1 protein-coding gene and 1 pseudogene are annotated in these 3,268 nt (G+C 65.0%); both read right to left on the bottom strand.

Annotated features, from left to right (window positions below; all coding sequences use genetic code 11):
- A pseudogene (locus AB4Y84_RS17100) lies at positions 1-93 on the bottom strand (acyl-CoA thioesterase); the annotation flags it as partial.
- A complete protein-coding gene (uvrA, locus tag AB4Y84_RS17095; protein ID WP_313249426.1) occupies positions 93-3,089 on the bottom strand; it encodes an excinuclease ABC subunit UvrA in 2,997 nt (998 codons plus the stop codon). The gene uvrA and the pseudogene AB4Y84_RS17100, both read right to left, overlap by 1 nt.
- Positions 3,090-3,268: the final 179 nt, after the last annotated feature.

Below are 3,268 nucleotides of genomic sequence, written 5' to 3'. Positions count from 1 at the left end.
GTACTTGGCGTTGTTGACGTGGCCCATGCTGTCCATGTCACGCCAGCGCACGCTGATCGGAATGCGGGCCAGGATCTTGTGTTCGCTGCTCATCAGGCGTCCTTCTTCTTCTTGGTGCCGGCCGTGGCGGTCTTGCTGGCCTTGCCGGTGCTCTTGGCGGCGGCTGCCTTCTTCGCCGGCTTCTCGGGCTTCACCTTGCGCGGCGGGCGCGCATCGGGCTTGTTGGCCACGGCGGCGGGCTGGTCCGGTCGCGCAGTAGTGGACGGCAGCATCCGTGCGAGGAACTGGCCGGTGTACGAATCCGGGCACGCGGCCACGTCTTCCGGCGTGCCGGTCACCAGGATGGTGCCACCGCGATGACCGCCTTCCGGACCCAGGTCGACGATCCAGTCCGCGGTCTTGATGACATCCAGGTTGTGCTCGATCACCACCACCGTGTTGCCCTCGTCGCGCAGCTTGTGCAGCACGCCGAGCAGCGCCTCGATGTCGTGGAAATGCAGGCCGGTGGTCGGCTCGTCGAGGATGTACAGGGTGCGGCCGGTATCGCGGCGCGACAGTTCCTTGGACAGCTTCACGCGCTGCGCTTCACCACCGGACAGYGTGGTCGCGCTCTGCCCCAGCTTGATGTAGCTCAGGCCGACATCAACCAGGGTCTCCAGCTTGCGGGCGATGGACGGGACCGGTTCGAACAGCTTCAACGCATCTTCGACGGTCATTTCCAGCACGTCGTTGATGTTGAAGCCCTTGTACAGGATCTCCAGCGTTTCACGGTTGTAGCGCTTGCCATGACAGACGTCGCAGGGCACGTACACGTCCGGCAGGAAGTGCATCTCGACCTTGATCAGGCCATCGCCCTGGCAGGCTTCGCAGCGGCCACCACGCACGTTGAAGCTGAAACGGCCCGGCGAATAGCCGCGCGCACGCGATTCAGGCACCTGTGCGAACAGTTCGCGCAGCGGTGTGAACAGGCCGGTATAGGTAGCCGGGTTCGAGCGCGGGGTACGGCCGATCGGCGACTGGTCGATGTCCACCACCTTGTCGAACAGGTCCAGGCCATCGATCTCCTTGTACGGCGCGATCGGGTGCGAGGCGCCGTTGATCTCGTTGGCAGCCAGCGAGAACAGGGTGTCGTTGATCAGGGTTGACTTGCCCGAGCCGGACACGCCGGTCACGCAGGTCAGCAGCCCTGCCGGAATGGCCAGGTCCACGCCCTTCAGGTTGTTGCCGGTGGCGCCACGCAGATGCAGCGTCATCTTCGGGTTCGGCTTGTGCCGGCGCGCCGGGATCTTGATCGCGCGCTTGCCCGACAGGTACTGGCCGGTCAGCGAACGCGGTGCATCAAGGAGGTCCTGCAGGCTGCCCTGGCCGACGATCTCGCCGCCATGCACGCCCGCGCCGGGACCGATGTCCAGCACGTAGTCGGCCAGTCGGATCGCGTCTTCGTCATGCTCGACCACGATCACCGTGTTGCCGAGGTCGCGCAGGCGGGTGAGGGTGCCCAGCAGGCGCTCGTTGTCGCGTTGGTGCAGGCCGATGGATGGCTCATCAAGCACGTACATCACGCCCACCAGGCCAGCACCGATCTGGCTGGCCAGACGGATGCGCTGTGCCTCGCCACCGGACAGGGTGTCGGCCTTGCGCTCCAGGGTCAGGTAATCCAGGCCGACGTCGACCAGGAAGCCGAGGCGTTCGCCGATCTCCTTGACGATCTTCGCGGCGATCTCGCCACGCCAGCCCGGCAGGCTCAGTTCACTGAAGAACTTCAGCGCTTCGTCGATCGGCAGCACCACCAGTTCCGGCAGCGGTCGATCCGCCACGAACACGTTGCGTGCGGCCTTGTTCAGGCGCGCGCCGTTGCACTCGGGGCAGGCATGTTCGCTGATGTACTTGCCCAGCTCTTCCTGCACCGCCGCCGATTCGGTTTCCTTGTAGCGGCGTTCGAGGTTGGGAATGATGCCTTCGAAGCGGTGCTTGCGCTGGGTGCGGCCACCGGCCTCAGTGAAATAGGTGAAGGTGATCGCTTCCTCGCCACTGCCATACAGCACGGCCTGCTGCACCTTGGCCGGCAGCGAGTTCCACGCCGCGTCGGTGTCGAACTTGTAGTGCTTGGCCAGCGAGGCGATCAGCTGGAAGTAATAGGCATTGCGGCGATCCCAGCCACGCACGGCACCGGCCGCCAGCGACAGCTCCGGATGCACCACCACGCGCGAGGGGTCGAAGAACTCGGCCATGCCCAGCCCGTCGCAGCCGGGGCAGGCGCCCATCGGTGCGTTGAACGAGAACAGGCGCGGCTCCAGTTCCGGCAGCGAGTAGTCGCAGACCGGGCAGGAATACTTGGACGAGAACAGGGTAGGGGTCGCAGCGGCATCGTCCAGCGACTGCACCGACGCCATGCCATCACCCAGCTTCAAGGCGGTTTCGAAGCTCTCGGCCAGGCGCTGCTTGATGTCTTCGCGCGGGCGGAAGCGATCGATCACCGCTTCGATGGTGTGCTTCTGGCGCAGCGCCAGCGGCGGCACCGCATCGATTTCGTACAGTTCGCCATCGACGCGCACACGCACGAAACCCTGCGCGCGCAGTTGGTCGAATACCTGCGCATGCTCGCCCTTGCGGTCGCGGATCACCGGTGCCAGCAGCATGTAGCGCTGTTCCGGGTCCAGGGTCAGCATATGGTCGACCATCTGGCTGACCGTCTGCGCTTCCAGCGGATAGCCGTGATCGGGGCAGCGCGGGGTGCCGACACGTGCGTACAGCAGGCGCAGGTAGTCGTAGATCTCGGTGATCGTGCCGACTGTCGAGCGCGGGTTGTGCGAGGTCGACTTCTGCTCGATCGAGATCGCCGGGGACAGGCCTTCGATATGGTCCAGGTCCGGCTTTTCCATCACGCTCAGGAACTGCCGCGCATACGCCGACAGGGACTCGACGTAACGCCGCTGGCCCTCGGCATAGATGGTGTCGAACGCCAGCGACGACTTGCCCGAACCGGACAGGCCGGTGATCACGATCAGTTTGTCGCGGGGCAGGTCGAGGTCGATGTTCTTGAGGTTGTGCGTCCGCGCGCCGCGGATGCGGATGAAATCCATCGCCATGGGGAATCCGGTTGTGGGGGCGTGGCTGGGCCGCCGGGCCAGCGAAAGGGCGGCAATCGGTCAGCCTACCGAGGTGACCAGATGGGGGCAATGGGCGACAATGCCAGCCCGGTGTCTCACCCGGTGAGACCGCCTGTCAGGCAGGGGTCAGATCCCTTTTCACGTGGTGAAAAGGGATC

The organism is Stenotrophomonas sp. 2YAF22, from assembly GCF_052114665.1.
Taxonomy (GTDB): Bacteria; Pseudomonadota; Gammaproteobacteria; order Xanthomonadales; family Xanthomonadaceae; genus Stenotrophomonas; species Stenotrophomonas indicatrix.
Note: the sequence above shows the minus strand (reverse complement) of the source record. Positions and strands in the feature narration are given on the sequence as shown.